Genomic DNA, 1,640 nt, shown 5'->3' with positions numbered 1-1,640 from the left:
AGTAAGAGTAGATCGCCGCTGCATCATGTAGTAACTCACGGTACCAGAAATAAAAAAGAGCAGCGGCATGCGAAAAAGGTGCAAAAAGTGATTTGATTCCATCATCAGATTGCTGGTCTCGGCATTTTTTATATGCCAGCTGTCTTCGGCCACGTAAGGCATAGCCGAATGAAAAAATAATACACCCAGTATGGATAAGACTCTTAACCAGTCGAGGTAAGTTTGGCGTTGTGTTGTTTCCATTTTTTCTTTTTTTATCAAAAGAAGCAACTGGAGCCAGCGCTGTAAAATTAGTTTGACCAACGGTTATAAAGCTTTGACCAATGGTAAAATTAAACCTGCACCATAACACAAACACGCGAAATTAACCTGCTAAAAACTTTTTGTAAAAGACGCTCAGGATGAAAACTTTTTAAATATTCCCTGATGGCAATTCCTGTACTTTTGATGCACCCTTGACACACCTTTCGTGCATCTGTGAATCACCTCACCAGTACCCTTTAAAACTCTTTTGAGTATCCTTCAACACTGGCTTAATAATACTTAATTCATTAATAATCAAACAATTGATTAACTACTATGAATTTTTCAAGGCTTTTTATTTTAAAATAAACCGGGCAATTATCCTTTAAGATAATCGCCCGGTTTGTTTTATATACAAATATACCAAAAATCTAAAAAACATCCAACAAAACACCCTACATCCGGCAAGGCTCAATCTTTCAAAAATGGATTAAAGTTCCTGGTCCCTATTTCCATACCTGCTGCACGGCAAACAGTTTTATCGCCAAATTTAAAATTGATATTATCCATGGCCTGGTAAAGGCGGATGCGTTCCTCGTTATCCTCAAACAGGTTGATCTGGTAACGGCCGCTGGCAAGGTTACTGAGCCTTACTCCTATCAATCGGATAGGCCGGTGTTGGTTCCAGGCTTTTTTGAGCAGGTTTTTAATCCCGGGTAATAAAATATGTTCGGCAGCGGTTAAGGCAATTTTTTGCTGTTGTGTATGGGTTTCAAAGTTGGCATAACGGATCTTGATAGCCAGGCACGATGCCAGTTTGTTTTCCCTGCGCAGTTTGGAGGATAATTCTTCGGTCATAGATACCAGGATAGTTTCCAATGTACGCTGATCGTTAACATTTACGCCAAAGGTATGTTCTGTTGATATGGATTTACGGTCGCAATGCGGTATGATCTCACTATGGTCTATTCCATGTGCCTTTTCCCAAATGAAAATGCCCATTTTACCAAAAACAGCTTCCAGGAAACGAATATTAATACGTTGCAGATCGCCAATTTTTTCCATACCATATTGATACAATTTTTGACTGGTGCTTTCACCAAGACCTGGAATTTTACTGATGGGCAGCGGCGCCAGAAATTGAAGCTCCTCGCCATGTTTAATAAACAGCTGCCCATTAGGTTTAGCCGCGTTGGTAGCCATTTTAGCCACCGTTTTGCCCGATGCCATGCCAAAGGAGATAGGCAGGCCCGTTTCCCTGATCACCCTTTGGCGCAGGTTACACGCTATTTGATAACAGTCATAAAAGCGGTCCATTCCGGTAAGGTCTATGTAAAATTCATCTACAGAGGATTTCTGGTAAAGCGGTACCGAATCATGTATGATCTCTGTTACCT

2 protein-coding genes are annotated in these 1,640 nt (G+C 40.7%); both read right to left on the bottom strand.

Going from position 1 to position 1,640, the window contains the following annotated elements; translation table 11 throughout:
• Window positions 1–243: acyltransferase family protein (locus tag AC1DPZ_RS26765; protein WP_477409235.1), on the bottom strand; the 243-nt coding region annotated here is incomplete at its 3' end.
• 471 nt (window positions 244–714) lie between these two features.
• A partial coding sequence (locus tag AC1DPZ_RS26760) for a DNA polymerase Y family protein (RefSeq protein ID WP_477409233.1) occupies window positions 715–1,640 on the bottom strand: 926 nt, incomplete at its 5' end.

Source organism: Mucilaginibacter sp. P4_G9 (assembly GCF_056400985.1).
This window is presented reverse-complemented; position numbering and strand designations above follow the sequence as displayed.